The following is a 24,599-nucleotide window of genomic DNA, read 5'->3' as shown; positions in this document are numbered from 1 at the left end:
GCTTGCCCATGGCGGTTCTACCGATCCTGAAATGGCCTGATCCCCGGCTCAGCCAGCGCTGCGCCCCGGTGGAGCAGGAGCAGCTCGACGATCTGATCGCCGATATGTTCGACACCATGTACGCGGCCAATGGCCGGGGTCTTGCCGCGCCGCAGGTGGGGGTGATGAAACGCCTTTTCGTGATGGATTGCACCTGGAAAGAGGGGAAGCGCTCCCCCATGGTCATGATCAACCCGTCGATCATGGCGGTTGAACGCGTGCCGGTGACAATGGAGGAAGGCTGCCTGTCGATCCCCGGTGTCATGGTCCAGGTCGAACGCCCCGTGGCGGTCACCGTGCAATGGACCGCTGCCGAAGGGGACATTCACATGGCCGATTTCGACGGGTTCGAGGCCCGCTGCATCCAGCATGAATTCGACCATCTCAATGGCACCGTGACCTTTGACCACCTCGACGCTGAGGCCCGCGCTGTGGTCGAGGCGGAATACAACGCCCGGAAAGGGACCACAGAATGACTGTCCGCCCCTGCCTGCCCTGGCCCGACAAGCGCCTGCGCACCCGCGCCGAAGAGGTGACAGAGATCACAGATGAGATCCGGCAGATTTGGCAGGACATGATCGACACGATGGAGGCGATGCCGGGCGTTGGCCTTGGCGCCAACCAGATTGGCGTGATGCTGCGCCTTGCGGTGGTGGATGGCTCGACCGAGCGCGGCAAGGCAGTACGGATGGCGAACCCCGAGATCCTGCATTCCTCCACCCAGCTGCGCGAACATGACGAGGCCTCGCCCAACTTGCCGGGCGTGTCGGCCAAGGTGAAACGCCCCCGCGCTGTCACCGTGCGCTATATGGATGAGACTGGCGAGATCACCGAGCGGGATTTCGTCGGGATCGAGGCGACCTCGGTGCAGCACCAGATCGACCATCTGGATGGTAAGCTTTACATCGACCGCCTCAGCAAGGTGAAGCGCGATATGCTGATCCGCAAATCCAAGAAACTGACCGGTTAAGGGAGATCTGGCCCATGCGTGTCGTCTTTATGGGAACGCCCGATTTTTCCGTACCGGTGCTGGATGCGCTGGTCGAGGCCGGTCGCGAAATCGCCGCCGTCTATTGCCAACCGCCGCGCCCGGCGGGACGTGGCAAGAAGGATCGCCCGACACCGGTCCATGCCCGAGCCGAGGCGCTGGGCCTTGAGGTGCGCCATCCGGTCTCTCTGAAAGGTGCCGAGGAACAGGCAGAGTTTGCTGCTCTCGGCGCGGATGTCGCCGTGGTGGTGGCCTATGGGCTGATCCTGCCGCAGGCGGTGCTGGACGCGCCGAAACATGGCTGTCTCAATATCCACGCCAGCCTGTTGCCGCGCTGGCGCGGGGCGGCGCCGATCCACCGTGCCATCATGGCTGGGGATGCGAAGACCGGCATCTGCATCATGCAGATGGAGGCCGGACTGGATACCGGCCCGGTTCTGATGCGCCGCGCCACCGCCATAGGGGCCGAAGAAACCACTGCGCAATTGCACGACCGGCTCTCCACGATGGGAGCTGGCCTGATCGTCGAGGCGCTGGAGAAGCTAACCGAGCTTGTGCCTGAGGTGCAGCCCGAAGACGGTGTCACCTACGCCAGCAAGATCGACAAGAGCGAGGCGCAGATCGACTGGTCGCGCCCGGCGGAAGAGGTGGATCGCAAGATTCGCGGCCTGTCGCCCTTCCCGGGCGCCTGGTGCGAGATTGATGGCCAGCGGGTAAAACTGCTTGCCTCGCGCCTTGCCGATGGTAGCGGCGAAGCGGGTGAGGTGCTGGACGATGCCCTGACCGTTGCCTGTGGCAGCGGCGCGGTCGAGCTGTTGCGCCTGCAGCGGGCGGGCAAGGGTGCGCAGGATCGCGAGATCTTTCTGCGTGGCTTTCCGGTGGCGAGGGGTGTCAGGCTTTAACGGGTCTGCTGCGTCTTTCCTTTGCCGGGCGTGAATGCCATCCTTTTCTCTAGCGGGGCGCTGATCCTCGTGCCAAGCCATTGGAGGAAATCAGATGTCCATTGTCGCGCTTATCATCATCGGGGCCGCAGCCGGGTTTCTGGCCACGCGGATGATGCGGATCGAGGCGGATATCATCACCACCGTGGCGATCGGCATCGCGGGCGCCCTGATTGGCGGGTTGGTGCTGCGCACGCTGCTGGCGGTGGTGGGGATGCTCTCCGGTCTGGTCGGGGCGGTGCTGGGGGCGCTGCTGCTGATCTGGCTCTGGCAGAAATACCTGCAAAAGTAGCAGCCTTAGCTGCGCGGCGGTCGGCTTTTGTAGACTGGCAGGTGCCAGCCAAAGGCGATGGACCCCGCGCGAAGTCCCCAGCAGACTGCGCCGCAGGCCAGCAGGGCAGGCCCGGTGTCCAGCCCCGCCCAGATGGCGGTTACGGCAGTGATCGCCCCCGCCATGGCGCAGGAGATGTAAAGCTCGCCCTGTTTTAGCACCAGCGGCACCTCGTTGCAGACCACATCGCGCATCAACCCGCCGAGCGATCCGGTTGCCATGCCCATCAAGACCACGACCACCGGCGGTTTGCCCATGGCCAGCGCTGCGCCAGTGCCTGCCGGGACCGCCACGGCAAGGGCAAAACTGTCGAGCCAGATCACCCATTTCATCCGGCTTTCCACTAAGTGGGCGGTGACAAAGACGATACCGGCGGCCCCCGCTGCCAGCAGGATGAAATTGGGATCATCCACCCAGAACACCGGATGCCGGTCCAGCAACAGATCGCGCACCGTACCGCCACCTACCGCAGTCAGGCAGGCCACAAAGGCAAAGCCGACGACATCGAGTTGTGCCCGGCTAGCCACCAACGCGCCGGTCAGGGCAAAGACCAGCACCGAAGCGTAATCAAGCAGTGTCAGAAAACTCATGGTCGCAATGACCCTTGGGCGGTGCTGCGGAGTTAGCCGGGCCGGGGACGGATCCGTCTCAGGCCGATTTACGTTTGCCGGGTTTGAAAGGTGCCATGCCGGCGCGGGCCAGCTCATCGGCGCGTTCGTTTTCGGGATGCCCGGCGTGGCCCTTGACCCATTCCCATGTCACGTCGTGCTGGTGCTGCGCCGCATCCAGACGCTGCCACAGCTCGGCGTTTTTCACGGGTTTCTTGGCAGCGTTCTTCCAGCCGTTCTTCTTCCAGCCGAAGATCCAGCCGGTGATGCCGTTCTTCACGTAGTTACTGTCAGTAACGATGGTAATTTTCGTCGGACGGCTGAGGCTCTCCAGCGCGTTGATCGCCGCCAGAAGCTCCATCCGGTTATTTGTGGTCTCTGGCTCGCCGCCCTTCAGCTCGCGTTCCTTGACGATCTCATCGCCGTCCATCGCGCGCAGCAGCACGCCCCAGCCGCCGGGACCGGGATTGCCCGAGCAGGCGCCATCGGTATAGGCAAACAGATCAGCCATGGGTGGCCACCGAAATCCAGTGGGAAACCGAGCCATCCAGTCCGGGGCCTTTGCCGTGGCTGCGGTCCAGAGGGGTGAAACCGGCGGTGGTCAGCAGATCGATCAATTCGTCTTCCTCGTAGTAGGTGTAAAGGCGGCCAATGGTGTCGCGGGCCTCGCCTTTACCGAGCTTGAGCGCAATGTAAAAGGCGCCATTGGGTTTCAATGCCCGGTGGATATCCTGCAGATGCCGGGGCATGTCGCTGCGCGGGGCGTGCAGCAGGCTGAAGTTGGCCCAGATCCCGTCGTAGATCCCGTCTCCGGTGATCTCGTCAAAGCGCGCTTGCCGGGCGTTGACGCCGTCAATCTGCGCGGCAAGGGCAGTCATTTCGGCGGAGGCATCCGTGGCGTCCACCCGCAGGCCTGCCTCTGCCATCACCCCGGCCGAGGTGCCCGGCCCGCAGCCCAGATCCAGAACCCGGCCATTCGCAGGGCAGGCCGCGATAAAGGCGGCTAGCCTAGGATCGCTGCTGAGGTAGTCCTGGTTCAGCGCGGCGTAGTCTTTCGCGCGGGCATCATAGACCTTGATGGTTTCGGTATCGCTCACAGGTATACTCCGGCTGAGAGGGAGAGGATGACCACCAGCGTCAGCAGCACCTGCAGACGCAGCCACCAGGGCGGGGTCAGGTTCCAGATGGAAAAGACGCAGTCCAGCAGCAGCAGCCCTGCGAAACCGTAGATAAGGTTGGTTCCGGCACTCAGCGGCCCGCCGCCGGTCATGAAGAATGCCCAGAGGGCTGGTATCACCGACAGGGTGTACCCGGCGGCGGCCTTGGCACCGCTCGTTTTTGTGGCAAACCCCCAAAGGACGCCGGACATGAAGCTGAGGATTACCGAGCCATAGAACAGCTGTACATAGGGGCCGACGAACCGCGGACCCAAATGGCTGCTGCCCCAGGCCTGAAGGTCGGGCAGCCAAAGCGTGGCCGCGCCCCAGACAAAGGGGATCAGACCGGTGAGGCCCAGGATCAGAGGAACAAGCGGGATACGGTTCATGCCCGTTCTGCCGCCAGCCGCACGGCAAGAGCGGCAAAAATCGCGGCAAAGCCACGGTTCAGCCAAGTCAGCACCCGTTCAGAGCCAAGAACGAAGTCGCGCGCCTTGGCGGCAAAGATGCCATAAAGAACAAAAACCACAAAGGTCAGCACCATGAATACGGCGCCGAGAAGGGTCATCTCGGCGGTGGCGCTCTCCGGGATGCCCGACAGGAAGGGCGGCAGCAGAGCGAGGAAGAAGACCGACAGTTTCGGGTTCAGGATATTGATCAGCGCGCCGCGCCGGGCGATGCGCAGGCCTGATTGCGGGCGGCTGTCCGAGGTGATCGAGAGGGCACCACCGGATTTCAGCGCCTGCCAGGCCAGATACAGCAGATAGGCAACCCCTGCCAGTTTGACGACCTGAAACAGCAGGGCGGAACTGTGCAGCACGGCAGCAAGGCCCAACGTTGCAGCTGCCAGATGGGGAAGGATGCCGAAGGTACAGCCAAGCGCCGCCCAGAGGGCAGCCCGGGTCCCTTGACCAAGCCCAAGCGCCAGCGTGTAGACGACCCCGGTGCCGGGCGCGATGACAACCACAAGGGCGGTGATCAGGAACTGCATTGAAATCATCTCTCGGGCCTCCTTGCGGCGCAGTGGTGTTGATCAACTGCTAACACGCCGCGCCTGTTCAGGGGAGTCCCGGCACGCGGCAGATCTGTCGCGCGTGTTTGGGATCCGTCTGCTATAAAGGCCGACCCGGTTCTGGTCCGCTTCAGGCCGGGGCGCGCAGCACGCGGGGAACTTTGAACTCGACCCGCTCGACCGCGGTTTCCACGATGTCGACGGTGACATCGAAACGGGCACGGAAGGCATCGATGACCTCGTTCACCAGCAGTTCCGGCGCAGAGGCGCCTGCGGTGATGGCGATGCTGCGGATCCCTTCCAGGGCGCGCCAGTCGATATTCTCGGCCCGCTGCACAAGCTGTGAATAAGCGCAGCCCGCCTTGGCACCGACTTCGACCAGGCGCCGCGAATTGGAGGAATTGGGCGCGCCGACCACCAGCAGCGCGTCGGATTTTGGCGCCACGGCCTTTACCGCTTCCTGGCGGTTGGTGGTGGCATAGCAGATGTCTTCCTTGTGGGGGCCGACGATATTGGGAAACCGCGCCTCAAGCGCTGCAACGATGTCCTTGGTGTCGTCCACCGACAAGGTGGTTTGCGTCACATAGGCGAGCCGGTCCGGATCGCGGACCTCGACCGAGGCGACGTCACCGGGGGTTTCGACCAGAAGAACCTCGCCTTCGGGCAATTGGCCCATGGTGCCGATTGTCTCTGGGTGGCCCTTGTGGCCGATCATGATCATCTGCAGGCCCGCCTCGGCGTGGCGCTGGGCCTCGATATGGACCTTGGACACCAGCGGGCAGGTGGCGTCCACATAGACCATCTGACGTTTTTCCGCTTCGGCGGGGACGGATTTCGGAACCCCATGCGCGGAGAAGATCACGGGGCGGTCGAGGGGGCATTCGTCCAGTTCCTCGACAAAGACGGCGCCTTTGGCGCGCAGCCCATCAACAACGTATTTGTTGTGCACGATCTCATGGCGCACGTAGACCGGTGCGCCCCATTTCTCCAGCGCCATCTCCACGATCTTGATCGCCCGGTCCACGCCCGCGCAAAAACCACGCGGGGCGGCTAGGTAAAGGGTCAGGGCCGGCTTCGCGGGCTGATTGGTCTGGGCCTGCTGGCCGGAGGACAGGTCTGAAGTCATGGTCGCGCATCTCCTTGCACGGCAGAGGTAGGGTTTTCCGGCCGCAAGGTCCAGAGGCAGCTGCCTGTTGCAGGCCACCCTAGGGCATCCTGCTGAAAACGACTGTAGATTGTCGCAGAAATGACGGAATGTTAACCTGATGCAGGCAGGCTACTGTTTTGGATAAGGTGATTTCAGTGCTTTGCCTGCGGTTGGAGTGTGGGACTGAAAACACCGGTTTTCGCGAAACCCTCTTTACAGGGCGAGCGTTTGGTCTTGGGGGCCGGAGTGGCGGACGTAGCGAGTACAAAGAAAATCAGCAGCACCGCTGAATGGCGCGCGGTCGAGGACAGTATGGAACGCCGGTTCCGTACGGTACGGACCACGGCCAATCTTGTTGTGGTGATGAGTGTTCTGTGGATGGGTTTTGGCATCTACATGGGAGAGCTGACGGTCGTCGAAATCGCCCTGATCGCCGGCGCCGGTTCAGCGGCTGCCTGGTATCTGATGCGCACGCGGCACAAAATGGCGGCGCGGCTAATCTGGTTCGTCGCCGGCCTGTGCACGGTTCTGGGCGGGGTTTTCAACCTGCACCCGGCCAGCAGCGTCGAGTTCATGTTCGTGGCGCTTCTCGGCGGGCCGTTCATGGCCTTCTCTCTGAAGCGGGAAAAGCCCTATATTATCGGGCTGATCGTGGCGGTTCTGTGTGCCTGGATCGGGTACCGGCTGCTGGGCTATGATTACTTTGGCTCTCCGATCTTTGACGAGGAATTTTCTCGGACCTACCTGTCGATACCGATCATGCTGACCGTCTTCGGCATTATCATGATCGAGATGATGGCCTTTGGGCAGCTGACGGATTCCTATGGTCAGGAACTGTGGAAATCGCATCAGAAAGAGCGCAAGGCCAATCGTGCCAAAAGCGAGTTTTTGGCCGCGATGAGCCATGAAATCCGTACCCCGATGAACGGGGTCATCGGCATGGTCGAAATTCTGGAGAGCACCGAGCTTTCCCCGGAACAGCGGCGTATCCTGCATGCGATCAAGGAGTCGTCGTCTTCCTTGCTGTGGATCATTGACGATATTCTGGACGTGTCGAAAATCGAAGCGGGCAAGATGGAGCTGTCGAATGCGCCGATGCGTTTGTTGCCCGTTGTCGAAAGCGTCGCCGAAACCCTGCGGGCCCATGCAGATCAGAAACGGGTCGAATTGTCCCTGTCGGTGCAGGCGAACCTGCCGGATTCTATCTTGGGAGACGCCGGTCGTCTGCGTCAGGTGCTGCTGAATCTGCTCGGAAATGCGATCAAGTTTTCGGCACCGCAGTCGGATGAACCCGTTGGCCAGGTCAGCTTGCGGGTGCAGTTGCAGGGGGACGACTGGATCGAGTTCGTTGTCGAAGATAATGGTATCGGCATGGATGCAGAGGTTCAGAAGGCGATCTTTCAGCCCTTTGAACGCTCTGGGGATGTGGTCAAGCGTATGATCCAGGGCAATGGTCTGGGGCTGACCATCGTCAAGCAGCTTGCAGAGAAGATGGGCGGCGAAATCTCGGTCGATAGTACTCTGGGAGACGGGGCGACTTTTACCCTGCGGCTGCCGGTGGCGGATGCCTCCGGCCCGCTCAAATGCCTGCGGCTGTCGGGGAAACAAGTCGTTGCCATGCTGCCCAAGGGCACTGATCGGGCCTGCTGGTCTTCTTATGCGCTGGCGGCGGATTGCGATATTAAATGGGTCGCAAACCGGGATGAGTACATGGCGATCGCGCGCAAGGCGGGACCCGACAAGATCTTTGTGCTGACGGCACCGACCGAGCAGGATCGCACCAGTGAATGGCTGCGCAGCCGGATCGAAGAAGAAGCGCCAGGCGTCAAGCTGCTGTCCCTGAGCCGCGACCGGACTGATGTCATGGGCATTCGCGCCCCGGGACGGTATTCGGTTCAGGACCTGCCGGTGATCCCCAAACATTTCTGGGACGGTCTGGCTTACCTGTCCGGTAGGGCGGCGCCGCAGGACCAGACGCGGGGCGCCCCCGTTTCTGAAGCGTCGGGACATGTCGGCGGGCGCATCCTGGTGGCTGAGGACAACGAGATAAATCAGGCCGTTTTTGAATCCCAATTGGAACTGCTGGGGTATTCCGCAACGATTGTCCGGGACGGCAAGGAATGCCTTGAGGCCTGGGAGACCGGTCAGTTTGACCTTGTGCTGACGGATTGCCAGATGCCGACGATGGATGGGTTTGAGCTGACGGCCGCCCTGCGCGCGGCCGAGGCCCGGGACGGGCGCGGTCATACGCCGGTGATTGCCGTCACGGCCAATGCGCTGGAAGGGGAGGCGGATAAATGCCTTGCGGCGGGCATGGATGACTACTTGTCAAAGCCGGTGACCATTGCCGCGCTTGAAAAGGTTTTGAACGTTCATATGCCATCGGGCTCGGCGCTGCCGCAGGGGCTGGGGCGGCCACCGCCTGCTGCCCGTTCTGCCGGAGGATAAAAGCCCGAAGGTAGAAGGGGGCGGGGGAGCCGAGAACGGCCGGTGTTTCCTGCAGTTTCTGTTCGACAAAGGACCGGAATACAAAGAAAGGCGCCCCGAGTGGTTGGGCGCCTTTCTTTTGTTTTGATATCTGAAGGGCGGAGCAGCCCCAATATTTAGCTGTGTGAGGTCAGGACTGGGCCGCTGCGGGGGTGCGCTGCTCGTTCGGGTATTCGCGCGGCGGGCGGCCAATCACATCCTTGAGCTCTTCCAGCTCGATGAAATTGTCGGCCTGACGGCGCAGTTCGTCCGAGATCATCGGCGGCTGGCTGCGGATGGTTGAGACCACCGATACCCGGACGCCCTGCCGCTGCAGGCTGGCGATCAGCGGGCGGAAGTCGCCATCTCCTGAGAACAGCACGATATGGTCCACACGTGGCGCCAGCTCCATGGCATCGACGGTCAGTTCGATATCCATGTTTCCTTTGACCTTCCGGCGGCCCATGCTGTCAGTGTATTCCTTGGCTGGCTTTGTAACCATGGTGAAGCCATTGTAATGCAGCCAGTCGACCAGAGGACGGATCGGAGAATACTCGTCATTTTCCAGCAGTGCCGTATAATAAAAGGCCCGCAGAAGCTTGCCGCGACGCATGAATTCTTGCCGCAAAAGCTTGTAATCGATGTCAAAACCCAATGCCTTGGCGGCTGCGTATAGATTCGATCCATCGATGAACAGCGCAAGCCGTTCGTCTTTGTAAAACATCAAAATTGTCCTTCCGATATAACTATTCCGCCAGTGTACCGTGAGTGAATGCTAAAAAGCGGCGAAACAGGTGGACTTAATGTAAGTTATTTGACATCTGCCGCAAGTGGAAGGATTTTCGGAAGCGAGGCCAAAATGACCGAAAACCGGTCAAAATCACTGATCGCGCTGGGGGGAAACCTGAACCTGCGCGATTTGTTGCCGCAAGACACCCTTGCGGCGGCCGTCGGGGAATTGCCCGGTGCGGGAATTTCCTTGCGCGCGGTTTCCCGGTTTTTCAGGACGCCCAGTTTTCCTGCGGGTGCCGGGCCCGACTATGCCAATGCTGTCGTTGAGATCGAAACAAGCCTTTCTGCGCAGGCACTGCTGACCCGGCTGCACGAGATCGAGGCGCATTATGCCCGCGAGCGCGGAGAGCGCTGGGGTATGCGGACGCTTGATCTCGATCTGATCTCGTTAGGAGACAGTGTCCTGCCGGATCAGGATGAATATGTCCGCTGGCGCGATCTGCCGCTAGAAGTGCAGATGAAGGCAACGCCGGACCAACTGATTCTACCGCATCCGCGGGTGCAGGACCGCGCCTTTGTTCTGGTGCCGCTGTGCGACATCGCGCCGGACTGGTGTCATCCTGTGCTGCAAAAAACAGCCGCCCAGATGCGGGATGCCCTGCCAAGAGCAGATATCGACAGCGTTATCCCGATATATTGACCCGTTTCGGGGTTTTCTTCGCTTGTCAATAAAAACATATGGGCGTAGAAGTCTCCCTTCCGGACCCACTAATATTTTGGAGAGTCGCCCATGGCCCGCGTGACGGTTGAAGATTGCGTAGACAAAGTCCCCAACCGGTTTGAGCTGGTAATGCTTGCGGCCCATCGTGCCCGCGAAATTTCCGCAGGCGCCCCGATCACCGTGGAGCGTGACAACGACAAGAACCCTGTCGTGTCGCTGCGTGAGATCGCAGAAGAGACCCAGAGCGCCGACGAGCTGCGTGAGCGTCTGATCGAAAGCAACCAGACCCAGATCGAAGTCGACGAGCCCGAAGAGGATTCGATGGCGCTTCTGATGGGGGCCGACAACGACAAACCCTCCGAGGACGACATGTCCGAGGAAAAACTGCTGCGTGCGCTGATGGAGGCCCAGAGCCAGGGCTGAGCGGCGCAGAGATTGCTACCTGAGGCTGCGGACCGGATATGACTTCTGCTGAAATTTCCGCCGGAGATCTGATTGCTCTGGTCCGCAACTATAACCCCAAAACAAACGCGGATCGCATCGCCGAAGCCTATGCCTTTGGCGAAGAGATGCACAAAGGCCAGTTCCGCCACTCGGGTGAACCCTATTTCACCCATCCGGTGGCCGTCGCAGCGATCCTGACCGAGCAGCGCCTTGATGATGCGACCATCATCACCGCGCTCCTGCACGACACCATCGAAGATACCAAAGCGTCTTATGACGAGGTTGCCCGCCGATTTGGCGATGAGGTGGCCATGCTGGTTGATGGGGTCACCAAGCTGACCAACCTGCAACTGTCGAGCCGGGAAACCAAGCAGGCGGAAAACTTCCGCAAGCTGTTCATGGCGATGTCCAAGGATCTGCGGGTGATCCTGGTGAAGCTGGCTGACCGGTTGCACAATATGCGCACGATCAAGGCGATGCGCCCGGAAAAACAGGCGCAGAAAGCCCGCGAAACCATGGATATCTACGCGCCTCTGGCCGGACGCATGGGCATGCAGTGGATGCGCGAAGAGCTGGAGGATCTGGCGTTCCGGGTGCTGAACCCCGAGGGCCGCCAGTCGATCATCCGCCGTTTCGTGACATTGCAGCGGGAAACCGGCGATGTGATCCACCGGATCACCGGCGATATGCGCGCCGAGTTGGAAAAGGCCGGGATCGAAGCCGAAGTCTTTGGCCGCGCCAAGAAGCCTTATTCGATCTGGCGCAAGATGCAGGCCAAGGATCAGGGGTTCTCGCGCCTCTCCGATATCTACGGTTTCCGTGTGATCACCCAGTCCGAAGAAGACAGCTATCGCGCGCTGGGCGCCATTCACCAGCGCTGGCGCGCGGTTCCGGGCCGGTTCAAGGATTACATCAGTCAGCCGAAGTCCAACGGGTATCGTTCGATCCACACCACGGTGTCGGGGCGTGACGGCAAGCGTGTCGAGGTGCAGATCCGCACCCGCCAGATGCACGATGTGGCCGAAACCGGCGTTGCCGCGCATTGGTCCTATCGCGATGGCGTGCGCTCGGAAAACCCATTTGCGGTGGATCCGGCGAAATGGATTTCCTCGCTCACCGAACAGTTCGACGCCGAGGAGGATCACGATGAATTCCTCGAAGCGGTCAAGCTGGAGATGTATTCCGACCAGGTCTTCTGCTTCACCCCCAAGGGGGACGTGATCAAGCTGCCCAAGGGCGCGACGCCGATCGACTTCGCTTATGCAATCCACACTCGTATCGGCCATGCTTGCGTTGGCGCCAAGGTGGATGGCATCCGGGTGCCGCTATGGTCGCGGCTGCGCAATGGCCAGTCGGTCGAGGTGATCACCGCCGAAGGACAGACGCCGCAGGTCAGCTGGCTGGAAATCGCCACCACTGGCAAGGCTCGCACCGCCATCCGCCGTTCGCTGCGTGAAGCGGACCGGGCACGCTTCGTCAAGCTGGGGCATGAATTGGCGCGCTCGGCCTTTGAGCATGTGAACCGCAAGGCAACAGACAAGGCGCTGGAAACAGCGGCCCGGGCGCTGCGCGTCGGCACTGTCGATGAACTGCTTGCCCGTCTGGGCGCGGCAGAGATCGTGGCCCATGATGTGGTTCAGGCGGTCTATCCTGAGCTGACCGCCCACGAGAGCGAGGAAATCTCGCCGCGCCGCGCGGTGATCGGTCTGGAGCCGGGGCAAAGCTTTGAACGCGCGCCATGCTGCCAGCCCCTGCCTGGGGAGCGGATCATCGGCATCACCTACCGCGGCCAAGGCGTAGTCGTGCATGCGGCCGATTGTGACCGGCTGGGCGAATTCGAAGAGCAGCCAGAGCGCTGGGTCGATGTGCATTGGCATAGCGGCACCCACCCGGCCGTCTACAACACCACGCTTGAGATGATCGTCGGCAACGATGCAGGCGTGCTGGGGCGGATTTGTACATTGATTGGTGAGAAGAAGGCCAATATTTCGGACCTGGAATTTGTAGATCGGAAACCAGACTTTTACCGGCTTATGATCAATGTCGAGCTACGGGATGTGGAACAGCTCCATTCCCTCATGTTGACGTTGGAGGCGGAAAGTCATGTCGCCGAAGTGGTGCGGTTCAGGGAAAAACCGGTAAAGCACACAATTCCGGGATAATGGTTCGGCTGGAACCGGGAAGGACGCAGACCGTTGGTATTCAGGCGCCGGGACAGACGTCCGCCCCTTCGTGCGGTTGCGGATTTTTTCTGGCCTCGGGGCGGTTGGACCCGGGCGTTTCACTACGTCAAGCACCGCGTTCGCAGGCTTCCCGATTCGCCTGAACGCATTGCCCGCGGCATCTGGGCTGGGGTCTTTACCACCTTCACACCGTTCTACGGGATGCATTTCGTTGTGGCGGCGATCATCGCGCGGGTGATGAATGGCAATATCCTTGCGGCGCTCAGCTCGACCTTCTTCGGCAACCCTCTGACCTATGTGCCGATCGGGGTGGCCTCGCTGCAGACCGGCCACTGGCTGCTGGGCACCCATTTTGACGAGGAAGTGGACAAGTCTCTGGTGGGCAAATTTTTCGCTGCCGGTGACGATCTGAAGAACAACCTCTTTGCCCTCTACAGTGACCGCCCGGCGGATTGGCACGGGTTGCAGGTGTTCTACAACGAGGTGTTCTATCCCTATATGATCGGCGGCATCATTCCGGGCATCATCTGCGCTACGGTTTGCTATATGGTCAGCCTGCCGCTGATCCGGGCCTATCAGCAGCGCCGCCGGGCCAAGATCAAGGCCAAGTTTGAAGAGATCAAACGCCGCGCCGCGCTGGAAGGTGCGGAAAGCACAGAACCTCCGGCGAAGAAGGGGTTGAAAACCAGCCTCAAGTCATCGCTGGGTGCGCGTGTGAAACGCCGCGCGGATTAGACCGCCGTGGTTTCCCGAAACAGGATGGAAAATCGGGGTTGCCCCCAGAGTTTGCCTGTCTAGTCTCTGGCGCAGGACATTCCTTTCAGGACCGAGGACCATGGCAGAGAACAAGGCACAGAACAGGTTGAGGCTGGGCGTCAACATCGACCACGTGGCCACCGTGCGCAACGCCCGCGGCGGCGACAACCCGGATCCGGTGCGCGCCGCTCTGCTGGCGCAGAACGCAGGCGCCGACGGGATCACTGCACACCTGCGCGAAGACCGCCGCCATATCATCGACAGCGACATCGAAGGCATGATGCAGGTGCTGCAGGCGCCGCTGAATTTTGAAATGGCTGCCACTGAAGAAATGCAGGCCATCGCCCTGCGTCACAAGCCCCATGCGATCTGCCTGGTGCCCGAGAAACGCGAAGAGCGCACCACCGAGGGCGGGCTTGACGTGGCCGGGAATGACAATGCGCTGGCCGAGTATGTCACCCCCCTGCGCGAGGCGGGCAGCCGGGTGTCGATGTTCATCGCTGCCGACAAGGCTCAGGTCGAAGCCAGCCACCGCATCGGCGCGCCGGTGATCGAATTGCACGCAGGTGCCTATGCGGATGCCTGGGCCGAAGGTCGCTGGGATGAGCGCGACGCCGAACTGGCGAAGATCACCGAAATGGCCGCCTATGCGCATGATCTGGGGCTGGAGGTCCATGTCGGACACGGTCTGACCTACGACAGCGTTGGTCCCATCGCCGCCCTTCCGCAGGTCATGGAGCTGAACATCGGTCATTTCCTGATCGGCGAAGCCCTGTTCGTGGGGCTGCCTGCAGCCATCGCGGAAATGCGCCGCCGGATGGATGCCGCGCGCAGCGGGGCGGAGGCATGAACCTCAAACGCTTTACGCTGGTCTATGTCGCTACGGGCCTGGGGGTGATCGCGGTTGTCTATGCCGTGCAGGTCCTTTTGGGTCATAACATTGCCAATGGCGGGATGAGCATCATTCCTGCCATCGTTGCGGCGATGGTCGAAGGGCAACGATATGCCAAGGCAGAACGTGCGGTGCCGGAAAGCGCCGTCCTGTGGCGGTTTGCAAAGGCTGCGGCGCTGATGATCCTTGGGCTGAGCCTGATTTTCGTGGTGCTTCTCAGCCTCATCATGCCGCCGCTGCGTCAGATGATGAGCGATCCGGTTGGGGCCAGTGTCCTGTTTGGGGGAGCGCTGCTGCAGGCGGCGCTGGGGCTTGTGCTGGTGCGGTTCTTTACCGGCATGGGTGCGAAATCCCAACTGACCGCGATCCTCAAGAAAGAAGAGCGGGACTGACCGCCATGGGTGCTTCATGATCCTTGGCATCGGGACCGATCTGGCCAACATTGACCGCATCCAGCGCACGCTGGACCGTTTTGGCGACCGGTTCCGCAACCGGGTCTTTACCGAGGTCGAACAGCGCAAGTCCGAGCGTCGCCGTGATGTGGCGGGCACCTATGCAAAACGCTGGGCGGCCAAGGAGGCGTGTTCCAAGGCGCTGGGAACCGGGCTGCGCATGGGCATCGCCTGGAAAGACATGTCCGTTAGCAACCTGCGCACCGGCCAGCCCGTCATGCATGTGACCGGCTGGGCTGCGGACAGACTCGCCAAGATGACCCCGCCGGGCCACGAGGCGCATATCCATGTCACCCTGACCGATGATCACCCCTGGGCGCAGGCCATCGTGATGATCGAAGCGCGACCCTTTGCTGACGCAGCGGGGGAATCCGGCGGGGATGCTTGACTTAGACCCAGCCGGGCCGCATGTAGCCCCCGACCCAACCTACAACACCGGAGAGCCTGATGACGGCCAAATCCCATGCCGGACACTCGATCCTTGAGACGATAAAGACCATTGTCTACGCGCTGCTGATTGCCGGCGTGTTCCGGACGTTGTTCTTTCAGCCGTTCTGGATCCCTTCGGGTTCGATGAAGGAGACGCTGCTGATTGGTGATTTCCTGTTCGTGAACAAGATGGCGTACGGTTACTCCTATGCTTCCTGCCCCAGCGTACGGCTGGGCAGTATCGGGATCGACGTCGATGCCAGCGACATCTGCGGCTTTCTGGATGGGGAAAACACCCGCATTCTGGGTAGCGAGCCCGAGCGCGGTGATGTTGTCGTCTTCCGGCATCCGGTGACAGGCACTGATTTCATCAAGCGACTGATTGGCCTGCCTGGCGACCGTATTCAGGTGACCAATGGCGTTCTGCAGATCAATGGCACTGCTGTCGCGCTGCAGGACGCAGGCGATTTCGAGGAGCTGATGGAGCGTCAGGGGCCGATCGGCTCTTACCCGCGCTGCGAGAACGCACCGGTGGGTGAGGGCGCGACCTGTGCCAAATCACGGCAGATCGAAACCTTGCCGGGTGGGGTGGAGCATGTAATCCTGAATATCGCCAATCAGGGCATGGATCACACGGGCGTTTATCAGGTGCCCGAAGGCCATTATTTCTTCATGGGCGACAACCGCGACAATTCCAGCGACAGCCGCCTGCCGCAATCTGCCGGTGGTGTCGGCTTCGTACCGTTTGAAAACCTGATCGGGCGCGCGGATCGCATCATGTTCTCTTCTGCCGGGCGCTCGATGCTGTATTTCTGGACCTGGCGTGGTGATCGTTTCTTCAAGGGGATCGAGTGAAACTGTCTAAAGACATGCGGGCATTTGAGGATCGGATCGGGCACAGCTTTGCCCGGCCCGAACTTTTGCTGCGCGCGCTGACCCATGCTTCGGTGTCTTCGCCGAACCGTAAGGACAACCAGCGGCTGGAATTCCTGGGCGATAGGGTGCTGGGCCTCGTGATGTCCACCGCGCTGTTGGAACATGACAAGACCGCGACCGAAGGCCAGCTCGCGCCGCGCTTTAACGCGCTGGTGCGCAAGGAAGCCTGCGCCGATGTCGCCCGCGAGATCGACCTTGGGTCCGTCTTGAAACTGGGCCGGTCTGAAATGATGTCCGGCGGGCGCCGCAAGGAGGCCCTGCTGGGCGATGCGATGGAGGCGGTAATCGCCGCCGTCTACAAGGACGCCGGGTTCGAAGCAGCGCAGGAGATGATCCTGCGGCTGTGGGGATCGCGTATCGGCAAGGTCGAGGACGACGCCCGCGACCCGAAGACCGCTTTGCAGGAATATGTGCAGGCGCGCCGCCAGAACCCGCCGGCCTATGTGCAGGTTGCCCGCGAAGGCCCGGATCACCAGCCGATCTTTACCATCGCGGTCCGACTGGATGACGGGACTGAGGAACAGGCCAGCGCCGGGTCGAAACGGCAGGCTGAACAGGCCGCTGCCAAGGCGCTTTTGACACGATTGGAGCAAGACACATGACCACACGCGCCGGGTTCATTGCCCTGATCGGAGAGCCGAACGCAGGCAAATCCACCCTTTTGAACCGCATGGTGGGGGCCAAGGTCTCGATCGTGACTCACAAGGTACAGACCACCCGCGCTCGAATCCGGGGCGTGGCGATGGAGGGCGACAGCCAGCTTGTGTTTGTCGACACGCCCGGCCTGTTCAAACCGCGCCGCCGACTGGACCGCGCCATGGTAGCGGCCGCTTGGGGCGGCGCAGCGGATGCGGATGTCGTGGTGCTGCTGATCGAGGCCCATCGCGGCGTTACCGAAGGCGTGGAGCGCATCCTTGAAGGGCTGGCCGACATCGGCAAGGGCCGCACTGTGGCGCTGGCGATCAACAAGATCGACAAGGTGCAGGCCGAGGACCTCCTCGCGCTGACCAAGAAGCTGAACGACGCCTATGAATTCTCCGAAACCTTCCTGATTTCCGCCGAACGCGGTCACGGGGTCGAGGATCTGCGCCATTGGCTGGCAGAGCAGGTCCCCGAGGGGCCGTGGCTTTACCCTGAGGATCAGATCGCTGATCTGCCCATGCGCATGATCGCGGCAGAGATGACCCGCGAGAAACTGACGCTCCGCTTGCATCAGGAACTGCCCTACCAGTTGACCGTCGAGACCGAGAACTGGGAAGAGCGCAAGGATGGCTCCGCCAAGATCGACCAGATCATTTATGTGGTTCGCGATGGTCACAAGGGCATCGTTCTGGGCAAGCGCGGCGAAACCATCAAGGCCGTCAGCCAGGCCGCCCGCGCCGAGTTGGAAGAGTTCCTGGACCGCAAGGTGCATCTGTTCCTGCAGGTCAAGGTCCGCCCGAACTGGCTCGAAGAATCCGAACGCTATTCGGAGATGGGACTTGATTTCAAAGACGGAAACGCATGAGCCGTCTGACCGCGCGCTTTTGGGTCGATGCCTATCTGGCTCGGCTTCGGTTTTCTGATATTCCGGCCTTTGTGACCGCGCATGGCGATGACACCGCTGGCGCGGTTCTGGTCAAGCTGAACACGCTTGATGGGCAGGCGCAGGCCTTTCACCGCTCTTACGATCTGATGAGCGGTGACCGTAAGTGGGTTCTACTGGCCGAAGGGCCAGAGACTGATGTCGATGCTTCGGTCCGGCGGCAGGGCGAGTTTGACCCTGACCTCTGGGTGATCGAGGTCGAGGACCGGCAGGGTCGTCACCTGCTGGATGAACCGGGGCTGGAGTAGGCGATGGACTGGCGTGACCACGGCATATTGCTGACCGTGCGCCGCCACGGGGAAAGCGCCGCCATCATCGATGTCTTTACCGAAGGGCACGGGCGTCATGCCGGGGTCGTGCGCGGCGGATCTGGGCGGCGGATGGCACCGATCCTGCAGCCGGGGGCGCAGCTGGATCTGACTTGGCGCGCGCGGCTTGAGGAACATTTGGGCAGTTATCAGGCTGAACCCCTGCGCAGCCGCGCGGCGGCGGCCCTGTCCGGGCGGTTGGCTCTCGCGGGTCTCAATGCGGTGACGGCGCTTCTGTCCTTTTGCCTGCCGGAACGCGAAGCCTACCCGGCGCTATACGCGCGCACCGAACAACTCTTGGACCTTCTGGAGCAAGAAGACCTCTGGCCGCTGGCCTATCTGCATTGGGAGGTGGCACTGCTGGAGGAGATGGGCTTTGGCCTTGATCTGACGGCCTGCGCTGTGACCGGGGCAGAGGAGGGGCTGGTCTATGTCTCGCCCAAAACCGGGCGCGCGGTGTCGGCGGCGGGGGCAGGGGACTGGGCAGACCGTCTGTTGCCGTTACCGCCAGTGCTTCTGGGGCAGGGGGCGGCAGAGGATCCCGAGATCGCGATTGCCCTGCGCACCACTGGTTATTTCCTCGAAAGCCATCTGGCGCGGGCCCTGGGCAATCGCCCGCTGCCCGAGGCGCGCGGGCGGCTGGTGGATCTGATCAGCCGTCGGCCTTGAACAGCATCTCACGCCCCGACCCATTGCGCAGGATCAGCACGTCGCCGGTGACTTCGGCCTCGCCCATGGTTTGCAGTGCCTCTAGGAAACGGGTTTCTTCCAGCAATTCGGGGCAAACCTTGCGGGTCGATGATAGGCCTGTGGTATCGAACCAGGGGTAGGGTGCGGTGGTTTCGGCGCGGTAAGCGTTGCAGGGCGCCTGCCCCGCGATCTTGCCGGGGGCGGGGAATTCCAGCGTCGCGGCGGCGCTGAAGGGCGCGCCATCAATCTGGCTCAGCCGCCATGTCTTGCCCGCCGCGCCATAGGCCGACAGGGTTTCGTCCCCGGCGCAGGCAGTTAGGGCAACCAGCAGGACCGGTACCAGACGGGCGGGCCATGAAATCATTTTTGTGAAATGGGAAACGGGCATAGGGCAGCCTTCTTCGTATTCAATCAGAGCAGCAATCCGCGATCAATTTTTGCGGATCTTCAACCGACGGGGGATTAGGTTCGTCGCGTGGTAGGACAGATTGCCGTGGGACACCAGCGCCGACCGGTAACCAAATGGTTCACTTCATGGGGGGCACGCAGCGATGATTGAAAGGAAAACCGCCTGCCGGGAGCCGTTACCTCAATAAAAAAAGAGGCCCGGCACAAGGCCGGGCCAGTCGGGGATGTCCCCGGGGAGTGATAGGTGTGAAGGGGGTCAGGCCAGCAGTCGGCGGGCAATGACCTGCGCCTGAATTTCGGCGGCCCCTTCGAAGATGTTCAGGATCCGGGCGTCGCACAGCACGCGGGAGATCTTGTACTCCAGCGCAAAGCCGTTGCCGCCGTGGATCTGCAGACCGTTGTCCGCTGCCGCCCAGGCAACACGGGCGCCCAGCAGTTTGGCCATGCCGGCCTCTAGGTCGCAGCGGTGGCCGTTGTCCTTTTCCCAAGCCGAGAAATAGGTCAGCTGGCGGGCAACCATGATCTCAACCGCCATCATCGCCAGTTTCGACGACACCCGTGGGAAGTTGATCAGGGATTTGCCGAACTGCTTGCGGTCCTGCGCGTATTGCATGGCGATATCCAGCGCCGATTGTGCCACGCCGATGGCGCGGGCTGCGGTCTGGATACGGGCAGATTCAAAGGTCTCCATCAGCTGTTTAAAGCCTTTGCCCTCTTCGCCGCCCAGAAGGTTCTCGCCCTTGACCTTGAAACCGTCAAAGCCAAGTTCGTATTCCTTCATGCCGCGATAGCCGAGCACCTCGATCTCGCCGCCGGTCATGCCTTCGGTCGGGAAGGGGTTCTCATCAGTGCCGGGCGTTTTTTCCGCCAGGAACATCGACAAACCGCGGTGATCGGTGGTGTCGGGGTTGGTGCGTGCCAGCAGGGTCATCACATGGGTCCGGGCCGCATGGGTGATCCAGGTCTTGTTGCCGGTAACCTCGTAATCGCCATCGGCGTTCTTCACCGCGCGGGTACGCAGGGAGCCAAGGTCCGACCCGGTGTTCGGCTCGGTAAAGACGGCCGTGGGCAGGATTTCGGCGCTGGCGATCTTGGGCAGCCAGTTCGCCTTCTGCTCGTCGGTGCCGCCAGCGATGATCAGCTCGGCCGCGATTTCAGAGCGGGTGCCAAGGCTGCCGACACCGATATAACCGCGCGACAGCTCTTCGGAGACCACGCACATCGACGCCTTGGACAGTCCGAAGCCACCAAATTCCTCAGGGATGGTCAGGCCAAAGACGCCCATCTCGGCCAACTCGTTGATAATCTCGATCGGGATCAGCTCATCCTTGAGGTGCCATTCGTGAGCAAAGGGCTCGACCTTTTCCAGCGCGTAGCGGCGGAACTGGTCGCGGATCATCTCCAGCTCTTCATCAAGGCCCGAAGCGCCGAACATGACGGACCCAGCCTGTTCCTGCATCAGTTCGACCAGACGCGTGCGGGCGGCAGCGGAGTTGCCAGCCTGGCACAGGGTGGTGATTTCTGCGCTATCCAGCAGGCTTTGGGCCGAGGCGTCCAGTCCCAGATCATTCAGGCGGATGATCTCACCCTGGTTCATCTGGATGCCGCCGCGCATCTGCGCCAGGTATTCGCCAAAGGCGATCTGGTGGATCAGCTGCTCCATTTCGTTGAACTTGCCCTCGGATTGCATCCGCTCGGCCCAGTTCTGCATCTGGCGCAGGCTGTAGACGTAGGTGGCAAGCCAGGACAGCCCGTGGGCCGCAGTCTGGTGCTGCTCTACCAGTGCGCCGGAAACGCGGCCATCGGCTGTGACCAGATCGCGGACCGCGCCGCGGGCAGTCTCCAGCAGTTGGTCAAGCGGGCCAAGCGTCGCTGCGGTCAGCGTCAAAAGGTCGGGGAGTACAATCTGCTTCATTTGCAAGTCCTGTCCGTCGTGGGCCATGAGTCACATCCTTCTTCGGTCGCTTGGTGGTAAACATTTCGCAGGTGCAGCGCAATAAAAATACGCCGCGATGCGGCATATCGACCAAAAGTTTCGTGTTTATTTTGCTGGTGCAGCGGTCTGGACCTATCGCTATGAAGAGGCATGACAAGTCTTTTTTCCGCTTTCACACCGTCTGAACTGGCGGCGGCCTTTGCTGTTGCGCTGGTCGCGGGCACGGTCAAAGGGATGGTTGGTTTTGCCATGCCGATGATTCTCGTCTCTGGTCTCAGTATGTTCATGCCGCCGGAAATCGCCTTGGCGGGGCTGATCCTGCCGACGGTTGTGACCAACGGAATGCAGGCCTTTCGTCACGGCTTTGCCGCAGCGGTTCAGTCCTTGAAACGCTTCCGGCTGTTCCTTCTGGTGGGGCTGGTGTTTCTTCTGACCAGTGCCCAGCTGGTGCGGGTTCTGCCGCAGCAGGTGATGCTGCTGATTATCGGCGTGCCGGTATCGTTGTTCGCCCTGACACAGCTGATGGGCAAGCAGCTGACACTCGCCAGGCCCACGCCCCGGTCCGAAGTGCTGGTGGGCGGCTTTGCCGGGCTGATCGGCGGCATGTCGGGCATCTGGGGGCCGCCGACGGTGGCCTATCTGACCGCCCTTGGCACGGAAAAGAGCGAGCAAATCCGTGTGCAGGGCGTGATCTACGGCATGGGGGCGGTCGCCCTGTTGGCGGGGCACATCGGCTCGGGTGTCATGCGGGCTGAAACCGCGCCGTTTTCGGTGGCACTGATCCTGCCCGCGGTGATGGGCATGTGGATCGGCGGACGTCTGCATGATCGTATCGATCAGGTTGCCTTCCGCCGTCTGACGCTGTTCGTCCTGCTGGTTGCGGGGTTGAATTTGCTCCGCCGCGCGCTGATGCTGTGATCAGTATCCGTTGATTAGACAGATCCGGGCCTGAAGACGACAAGCAGGGGCAGGAAGACCGACATGGGCAACCGTCTGAATGCAAGCCAGCTTGCGCTTGGATCAATCGCGATCTCCTTGATTGTTCTGGCGCTCAAGCTTGTCGCCTGGTGGGTCACCGGGTCCATTGCGCTGTTTTCCGATGCTCTTGAGTCCCTGGTGAATGTGGGCGGGGCATTCCTGGCGTGGCTTGCGGTGCGCTATGCAAGCCGTCCTGCGGATGCCGGCCACCCGTTCGGGCACCACAAGGCGGAATATTTTTCGGCCGTTGCCGAAGGCATCATGATCATCATCGCTGCCTTCCTGATCCTTGAGCAGTCGATCTATGCATTAATGCGGCCTATCGCGCCCGCTGATTGGGGAATGGCAGGTCTTTGGATCAACGCTGTCGCGATGGTGGCCAACCTGGTCTGGGCGCGCCTGCTGATCGGGCGGGGCGGGGCGTTGCGGTCTCCGGCTCTGGTGGCGGGCGGGCGTCACCTGATGAGTGATGTCTGGACGTCGGTTGGGGTTCTGTTCGGCCTTGGTCTGGCACTGTGGACAGGGTGGAGCTGGCTGGATCCGGCGCTGGCACTGATCGTGGCGGTTAACATCCTGCGCGAGGGCTATGGAGTGGTGGCCTCTTCGGTCAACGGCTTGATGGATTCGGCTGCTCCGCCGGACGAGCGGGAGGAGATCGAGGAAATCATCCACCGCTCTGCAGAAGGTGCCCTGCAGGTGCACGGGCTAAAGACGCGCCGGGCGGGCACAGCTTTGTTCGTTGAATTTCATATGGTGGTTGCGGGCATGATGACGGTGCGTGCGGCCCATGACATCTGCGACCGGGTAGAGGACGCGATCCGGGCCGAGTTGCCAGAGGCAAAGGTGAACATCCACGTGGAGCCCGAGCACAAGCTGGAGAAGACGGGTATATCTCCGCGCTGAGGTGATTGCATTTCCGCACCAGTTTCCGTTTAACCCATGCCAAAGAGGCACAGGGCAGGAGCGCAGCACATGGCGATGGAATGGGACAGGTTGTTGAACCCGGGGCGTTTGTGCCGACCCGATTTTGAGGAAAAGCCGGGCCGCCCCGCCTATTTGCAGGATTACGACCGGATCCTGTTTTCCGAACCGTTTCGCCGTCTTGCGCAAAAGACGCAGGTGCATCCGCTGCATTCCCATGACCACGTGCATCACCGGATGATCCACAGCATGGAAACCTCCAGCGTGGGGCGCTCCCTTGGCATTCAGGTGGGGCAGAAACTGGTTGAACGCGGCAGTCTGGCCGAAGGGCAGCAGCATGTGATGGCAGGCGTGGTGCAGGCGGCCTGTTTGGTGCATGACATCGGCAACCCGCCCTTTGGTCATTCCGGCGAGGACAGTATCGGCGAGTGGTTCGCGCGCCAGTTTGCCAGCGGCACCGGCCTTGCCGCTGCTGTGCCTGTCAAGGTGCGTCCCGAATTCGAGGCCTTTGAAGGCAACGCGCAAGGCTTTCGCATCGTTGCCCGGCTGGAGATGGGCCAGCGCGAAGGCGGCATGCGCCTGTCCTATGCGACCCTTGGGGCCTTTTCCAAATACCCTTGCACGGCAGAGGCCAAGGCGCTGTCCTCGGGGAATTACGTGGGCCTGAAGAAATTCGGCGTCTTCCAATCTGAACGCGATCTATTCGCCGAGGCTGCAACGGCGCTGGGCCTGCCCTCGGACGGCACGGGAGCGGCGCAGGTCTGGCGGCGCCATCCGCTTGCCTTCCTCGTCGAGGCGGCGGATGACATCTGCTACCGCATTCTGGATATCGAGGATGCCGCCACGGTGGGCGATTTGGACAGCGATCTGGTGGCGGGCATTCTGGAAGATATCACCGGCAAGGCGAACCACCCGGGCGATGCGGCGATGCCCCTGCGGGACCGCGTCGGAATGCTGCGGGCCATGGCCATCGGGGCCTCGATCGAAAGTGCGGTCGAGGCATTTATGGCGCACTACGATGCCATCATGATGGGGGAGTTCAGCGATGGGCTGATGGAGGTGTCCACCAAGGCGGACGCCTTTGCCAAGCTGAAAGAGATCTCGAACGCCCGCATCTTTACCGCGCGGCGCAAGACCGAGCTGGAGATTTCAGGTCGTCAGGTGCTGCATGGGCTGCTGGATCACTTCAGCGGGCTCTATGAGGATCTGAAGGCCTGCGGCTGGGACGTCGAGGCGCTGAAGGCGCGGCATGGCTATTGGGCGAAACTGATCCGGGCCGTCGATCTGGACCTGCGCGGGGTAACGGATGAGTATACCGCGCTGCATTCGCTTGGCGATTTCGTCTCGGGCATGACGGATCGTTATGCGGTGAAGGTCCGCGACATGGTCGAAGGACGCATTTCGCAGGGCTGATCTAGGGTCTGTGGACATTCATCGTGAGGCGATGATGGCAGCCGCGAGATGCCAATTGGCGGCGTAGCTGGACGTTGTCTTTTCGTAGCGGGTCGCTATGGCTCTGAATTCCTTGATCTTTGCGAA

The 24,599-nt window shown here is 61.5% G+C and carries 29 protein-coding genes and 1 pseudogene; 20 read left to right on the top strand and 10 right to left on the bottom strand.

What is annotated here, in order from left to right; all coding sequences use genetic code 11:
* Nucleotides 1-8 precede the first annotated feature (8 nt).
* From def (AAFO90_RS13495) to AAFO90_RS13480, 4 genes are all read left to right on the top strand, one after another.
* A complete protein-coding gene (def, locus tag AAFO90_RS13495) occupies nt 9-515 on the top strand; it encodes a peptide deformylase (RefSeq protein WP_347509721.1) in 507 nt (168 codons plus the stop codon).
* Nucleotides 512-1,009: a peptide deformylase gene (gene def, locus AAFO90_RS13490; RefSeq protein ID WP_274839978.1), complete on the top strand. Its 498-nt coding sequence runs from the start codon at nt 512-514 to the stop codon at nt 1,007-1,009. Before def (AAFO90_RS13495) ends, def (AAFO90_RS13490) begins: the two co-directional genes overlap by 4 nt.
* A 14-nt stretch (nt 1,010-1,023) precedes the next feature.
* Nucleotides 1,024-1,929, top strand: a complete 906-nt coding sequence (gene fmt, locus AAFO90_RS13485; RefSeq protein ID WP_347509720.1) for a methionyl-tRNA formyltransferase — start codon at nt 1,024-1,026, stop codon at nt 1,927-1,929.
* 94 nt (nt 1,930-2,023) lie between these two features.
* A complete protein-coding gene (locus AAFO90_RS13480; RefSeq protein ID WP_347509719.1) occupies nt 2,024-2,260 on the top strand; it encodes a GlsB/YeaQ/YmgE family stress response membrane protein in 237 nt (78 codons plus the stop codon).
* Nucleotides 2,261-2,265: 5 nt separating this feature from the next.
* Here AAFO90_RS13480 and AAFO90_RS13475 read toward each other — a convergent pair whose 3' ends face one another.
* From AAFO90_RS13475 to ispH, 6 genes are all read right to left on the bottom strand, one after another.
* Nucleotides 2,266-2,889, bottom strand: a complete 624-nt coding sequence (locus tag AAFO90_RS13475) for a trimeric intracellular cation channel family protein (RefSeq protein ID WP_274830294.1) — start codon at nt 2,887-2,889, stop codon at nt 2,266-2,268.
* A gap of 58 nt (nt 2,890-2,947) precedes the next feature.
* On the bottom strand, nt 2,948-3,418 hold the full coding sequence (gene rnhA, locus AAFO90_RS13470; protein WP_065271536.1) for a ribonuclease HI: 471 nt from the start codon (nt 3,416-3,418) through the stop codon (nt 2,948-2,950).
* A complete protein-coding gene (locus AAFO90_RS13465; RefSeq protein WP_065271535.1) occupies nt 3,411-4,004 on the bottom strand; it encodes a class I SAM-dependent methyltransferase in 594 nt (197 codons plus the stop codon). Before AAFO90_RS13465 ends, rnhA begins: the two co-directional genes overlap by 8 nt.
* Nucleotides 4,001-4,453, bottom strand: a complete 453-nt coding sequence (locus AAFO90_RS13460) for a DUF3429 domain-containing protein (RefSeq protein WP_347509718.1) — start codon at nt 4,451-4,453, stop codon at nt 4,001-4,003. Before AAFO90_RS13460 ends, AAFO90_RS13465 begins: the two co-directional genes overlap by 4 nt.
* Complete coding sequence (locus AAFO90_RS13455) at nt 4,450-5,064, bottom strand: LysE family translocator (protein WP_274830291.1); 615 nt, start codon at nt 5,062-5,064, stop codon at nt 4,450-4,452. The genes AAFO90_RS13460 and AAFO90_RS13455 overlap by 4 nt, the downstream gene beginning before the upstream one ends.
* Before the next feature lie 142 nt (nt 5,065-5,206).
* Nucleotides 5,207-6,202: a 4-hydroxy-3-methylbut-2-enyl diphosphate reductase gene (ispH, locus tag AAFO90_RS13450; protein WP_065271532.1), complete on the bottom strand. Its 996-nt coding sequence runs from the start codon at nt 6,200-6,202 to the stop codon at nt 5,207-5,209.
* 267 nt (nt 6,203-6,469) lie between these two features.
* On the opposite strand from ispH, the gene AAFO90_RS13445 reads away from it, so the two are divergent.
* The gene (locus AAFO90_RS13445) at nt 6,470-8,671 is read left to right on the top strand and encodes an ATP-binding protein (RefSeq protein ID WP_347509717.1); all 2,202 of its coding nucleotides are present in this window, start codon (nt 6,470-6,472) and stop codon (nt 8,669-8,671) included.
* A gap of 169 nt (nt 8,672-8,840) precedes the next feature.
* Here AAFO90_RS13445 and AAFO90_RS13440 read toward each other — a convergent pair whose 3' ends face one another.
* The gene (locus AAFO90_RS13440) at nt 8,841-9,413 is read right to left on the bottom strand and encodes an NYN domain-containing protein (RefSeq protein WP_274830289.1); all 573 of its coding nucleotides are present in this window, start codon (nt 9,411-9,413) and stop codon (nt 8,841-8,843) included.
* Nucleotides 9,414-9,548: 135 nt separating this feature from the next.
* Between AAFO90_RS13440 and folK the strand changes: the two genes are divergently transcribed.
* From folK to recO, 12 genes are all read left to right on the top strand, one after another.
* On the top strand, nt 9,549-10,121 hold the full coding sequence (gene folK / locus AAFO90_RS13435; RefSeq protein WP_347509716.1) for a 2-amino-4-hydroxy-6-hydroxymethyldihydropteridine diphosphokinase: 573 nt from the start codon (nt 9,549-9,551) through the stop codon (nt 10,119-10,121).
* Nucleotides 10,122-10,211: 90 nt separating this feature from the next.
* Nucleotides 10,212-10,565 (top strand): DNA-directed RNA polymerase subunit omega, encoded by a 354-nt coding sequence (gene rpoZ / locus AAFO90_RS13430; protein ID WP_065271528.1) that lies wholly within the window; start codon nt 10,212-10,214, stop codon nt 10,563-10,565.
* Between the two features lie 38 nt (nt 10,566-10,603).
* Nucleotides 10,604-12,748 (top strand): bifunctional (p)ppGpp synthetase/guanosine-3',5'-bis(diphosphate) 3'-pyrophosphohydrolase, encoded by a 2,145-nt coding sequence (locus tag AAFO90_RS13425; protein ID WP_065271527.1) that lies wholly within the window; start codon nt 10,604-10,606, stop codon nt 12,746-12,748.
* 33 nt (nt 12,749-12,781) lie between these two features.
* Nucleotides 12,782-13,504, top strand: a complete 723-nt coding sequence (locus AAFO90_RS13420) for a DUF2062 domain-containing protein (protein ID WP_065271526.1) — start codon at nt 12,782-12,784, stop codon at nt 13,502-13,504.
* A gap of 100 nt (nt 13,505-13,604) precedes the next feature.
* Nucleotides 13,605-14,375, top strand: a complete 771-nt coding sequence (locus tag AAFO90_RS13415; RefSeq protein ID WP_347509714.1) for a pyridoxine 5'-phosphate synthase — start codon at nt 13,605-13,607, stop codon at nt 14,373-14,375.
* Nucleotides 14,372-14,809 (top strand): ABZJ_00895 family protein, encoded by a 438-nt coding sequence (locus tag AAFO90_RS13410; RefSeq protein WP_347509713.1) that lies wholly within the window; start codon nt 14,372-14,374, stop codon nt 14,807-14,809. Before AAFO90_RS13415 ends, AAFO90_RS13410 begins: the two co-directional genes overlap by 4 nt.
* A 16-nt stretch (nt 14,810-14,825) precedes the next feature.
* Nucleotides 14,826-15,257, top strand: a complete 432-nt coding sequence (gene acpS / locus AAFO90_RS13405) for a holo-ACP synthase (protein WP_065271523.1) — start codon at nt 14,826-14,828, stop codon at nt 15,255-15,257.
* Between the two features lie 59 nt (nt 15,258-15,316).
* Entirely contained in the window at nt 15,317-16,153 is an 837-nt protein-coding gene (gene lepB / locus AAFO90_RS13400) for a signal peptidase I (protein WP_065271522.1), read from the top strand.
* Complete coding sequence (gene rnc / locus AAFO90_RS13395) at nt 16,150-16,836, top strand: ribonuclease III (protein WP_065271521.1); 687 nt, start codon at nt 16,150-16,152, stop codon at nt 16,834-16,836. The genes lepB and rnc overlap by 4 nt, the downstream gene beginning before the upstream one ends.
* Nucleotides 16,833-17,741 (top strand): GTPase Era, encoded by a 909-nt coding sequence (gene era, locus AAFO90_RS13390; RefSeq protein WP_065271520.1) that lies wholly within the window; start codon nt 16,833-16,835, stop codon nt 17,739-17,741. Before rnc ends, era begins: the two co-directional genes overlap by 4 nt.
* The gene (locus AAFO90_RS13385) at nt 17,738-18,067 is read left to right on the top strand and encodes a DUF1491 family protein (protein WP_065271519.1); all 330 of its coding nucleotides are present in this window, start codon (nt 17,738-17,740) and stop codon (nt 18,065-18,067) included. The genes era and AAFO90_RS13385 overlap by 4 nt, the downstream gene beginning before the upstream one ends.
* Before the next feature lie 3 nt (nt 18,068-18,070).
* On the top strand, nt 18,071-18,796 hold the full coding sequence (recO, locus tag AAFO90_RS13380) for a DNA repair protein RecO (RefSeq protein WP_347509712.1): 726 nt from the start codon (nt 18,071-18,073) through the stop codon (nt 18,794-18,796).
* Here recO and AAFO90_RS13375 read toward each other — a convergent pair.
* On the bottom strand, nt 18,780-19,205 hold the full coding sequence (locus tag AAFO90_RS13375; protein ID WP_347509711.1) for an META domain-containing protein: 426 nt from the start codon (nt 19,203-19,205) through the stop codon (nt 18,780-18,782). The two genes, recO and AAFO90_RS13375, sit on opposite strands and share 17 nt — an antisense overlap.
* A 276-nt stretch (nt 19,206-19,481) precedes the next feature.
* Nucleotides 19,482-21,167, bottom strand: a complete 1,686-nt coding sequence (locus tag AAFO90_RS13370) for an acyl-CoA dehydrogenase family protein (RefSeq protein ID WP_065271517.1) — start codon at nt 21,165-21,167, stop codon at nt 19,482-19,484.
* Nucleotides 21,168-21,311: 144 nt separating this feature from the next.
* Here AAFO90_RS13370 and AAFO90_RS13365 point away from each other — a divergent pair, with 144 nt between their 5' ends.
* The 3 genes from AAFO90_RS13365 to dgt all read left to right on the top strand — a co-directional run bounded on the left by AAFO90_RS13365 (nt 21,312) and on the right by dgt (nt 24,473).
* Entirely contained in the window at nt 21,312-22,079 is a 768-nt protein-coding gene (locus AAFO90_RS13365) for a sulfite exporter TauE/SafE family protein (RefSeq protein ID WP_274830282.1), read from the top strand.
* 63 nt (nt 22,080-22,142) lie between these two features.
* Complete coding sequence (locus tag AAFO90_RS13360; RefSeq protein ID WP_347509710.1) at nt 22,143-23,042, top strand: cation diffusion facilitator family transporter; 900 nt, start codon at nt 22,143-22,145, stop codon at nt 23,040-23,042.
* 75 nt (nt 23,043-23,117) lie between these two features.
* Nucleotides 23,118-24,473 (top strand): dGTP triphosphohydrolase, encoded by a 1,356-nt coding sequence (gene dgt, locus AAFO90_RS13355; RefSeq protein ID WP_347509742.1) that lies wholly within the window; start codon nt 23,118-23,120, stop codon nt 24,471-24,473.
* 18 nt (nt 24,474-24,491) lie between these two features.
* Here the strand turns inward: dgt and AAFO90_RS13350 are convergent.
* Nucleotides 24,492-24,599: pseudogene (locus AAFO90_RS13350) on the bottom strand (IS5/IS1182 family transposase); the annotation flags it as partial.

This window comes from Phaeobacter sp. CAU 1743 (genome assembly GCF_039839315.1).
GTDB lineage: Bacteria > Pseudomonadota > Alphaproteobacteria > Rhodobacterales > Rhodobacteraceae > Phycobacter > Phycobacter gallaeciensis_A.
The sequence above is the reverse complement of the archived record's forward strand: the minus strand, read 5'-3'. Positions and strand labels throughout refer to the sequence as shown.

What these genes read in the sequence shown, in the direction of transcription:
- def (WP_347509721.1), top strand. Translation starts at nt 9, where the DNA reads ATGGCGGTTCTACCGATCCTGAAATGGCCTGATCCCCGGCTCAGCCAG.
- def (WP_274839978.1), top strand. Translation starts at nt 512, where the DNA reads ATGACTGTCCGCCCCTGCCTGCCCTGGCCCGACAAGCGCCTGCGCACC.
- fmt (WP_347509720.1), top strand. Translation starts at nt 1,024, where the DNA reads ATGCGTGTCGTCTTTATGGGAACGCCCGATTTTTCCGTACCGGTGCTG.
- AAFO90_RS13480 (WP_347509719.1), top strand. Translation starts at nt 2,024, where the DNA reads ATGTCCATTGTCGCGCTTATCATCATCGGGGCCGCAGCCGGGTTTCTG.
- AAFO90_RS13475 (WP_274830294.1), bottom strand. Translation starts at nt 2,889, where the DNA reads ATGAGTTTTCTGACACTGCTTGATTACGCTTCGGTGCTGGTCTTTGCC.
- rnhA (WP_065271536.1), bottom strand. Translation starts at nt 3,418, where the DNA reads ATGGCTGATCTGTTTGCCTATACCGATGGCGCCTGCTCGGGCAATCCC.
- AAFO90_RS13460 (WP_347509718.1), bottom strand. Translation starts at nt 4,453, where the DNA reads ATGAACCGTATCCCGCTTGTTCCTCTGATCCTGGGCCTCACCGGTCTG.
- AAFO90_RS13455 (WP_274830291.1), bottom strand. Translation starts at nt 5,064, where the DNA reads ATGATTTCAATGCAGTTCCTGATCACCGCCCTTGTGGTTGTCATCGCG.
- ispH (WP_065271532.1), bottom strand. Translation starts at nt 6,202, where the DNA reads ATGACTTCAGACCTGTCCTCCGGCCAGCAGGCCCAGACCAATCAGCCC.
- AAFO90_RS13440 (WP_274830289.1), bottom strand. Translation starts at nt 9,413, where the DNA reads ATGTTTTACAAAGACGAACGGCTTGCGCTGTTCATCGATGGATCGAAT.
- folK (WP_347509716.1), top strand. Translation starts at nt 9,549, where the DNA reads ATGACCGAAAACCGGTCAAAATCACTGATCGCGCTGGGGGGAAACCTG.
- rpoZ (WP_065271528.1), top strand. Translation starts at nt 10,212, where the DNA reads ATGGCCCGCGTGACGGTTGAAGATTGCGTAGACAAAGTCCCCAACCGG.
- AAFO90_RS13425 (WP_065271527.1), top strand. Translation starts at nt 10,604, where the DNA reads ATGACTTCTGCTGAAATTTCCGCCGGAGATCTGATTGCTCTGGTCCGC.
- AAFO90_RS13415 (WP_347509714.1), top strand. Translation starts at nt 13,605, where the DNA reads ATGGCAGAGAACAAGGCACAGAACAGGTTGAGGCTGGGCGTCAACATC.
- AAFO90_RS13410 (WP_347509713.1), top strand. Translation starts at nt 14,372, where the DNA reads ATGAACCTCAAACGCTTTACGCTGGTCTATGTCGCTACGGGCCTGGGG.
- acpS (WP_065271523.1), top strand. Translation starts at nt 14,826, where the DNA reads ATGATCCTTGGCATCGGGACCGATCTGGCCAACATTGACCGCATCCAG.
- lepB (WP_065271522.1), top strand. Translation starts at nt 15,317, where the DNA reads ATGACGGCCAAATCCCATGCCGGACACTCGATCCTTGAGACGATAAAG.
- era (WP_065271520.1), top strand. Translation starts at nt 16,833, where the DNA reads ATGACCACACGCGCCGGGTTCATTGCCCTGATCGGAGAGCCGAACGCA.
- AAFO90_RS13385 (WP_065271519.1), top strand. Translation starts at nt 17,738, where the DNA reads ATGAGCCGTCTGACCGCGCGCTTTTGGGTCGATGCCTATCTGGCTCGG.
- recO (WP_347509712.1), top strand. Translation starts at nt 18,071, where the DNA reads ATGGACTGGCGTGACCACGGCATATTGCTGACCGTGCGCCGCCACGGG.
- AAFO90_RS13375 (WP_347509711.1), bottom strand. Translation starts at nt 19,205, where the DNA reads ATGCCCGTTTCCCATTTCACAAAAATGATTTCATGGCCCGCCCGTCTG.
- AAFO90_RS13370 (WP_065271517.1), bottom strand. Translation starts at nt 21,167, where the DNA reads ATGGCCCACGACGGACAGGACTTGCAAATGAAGCAGATTGTACTCCCC.
- AAFO90_RS13365 (WP_274830282.1), top strand. Translation starts at nt 21,312, where the DNA reads ATGACAAGTCTTTTTTCCGCTTTCACACCGTCTGAACTGGCGGCGGCC.
- AAFO90_RS13360 (WP_347509710.1), top strand. Translation starts at nt 22,143, where the DNA reads ATGGGCAACCGTCTGAATGCAAGCCAGCTTGCGCTTGGATCAATCGCG.
- dgt (WP_347509742.1), top strand. Translation starts at nt 23,118, where the DNA reads ATGGAATGGGACAGGTTGTTGAACCCGGGGCGTTTGTGCCGACCCGAT.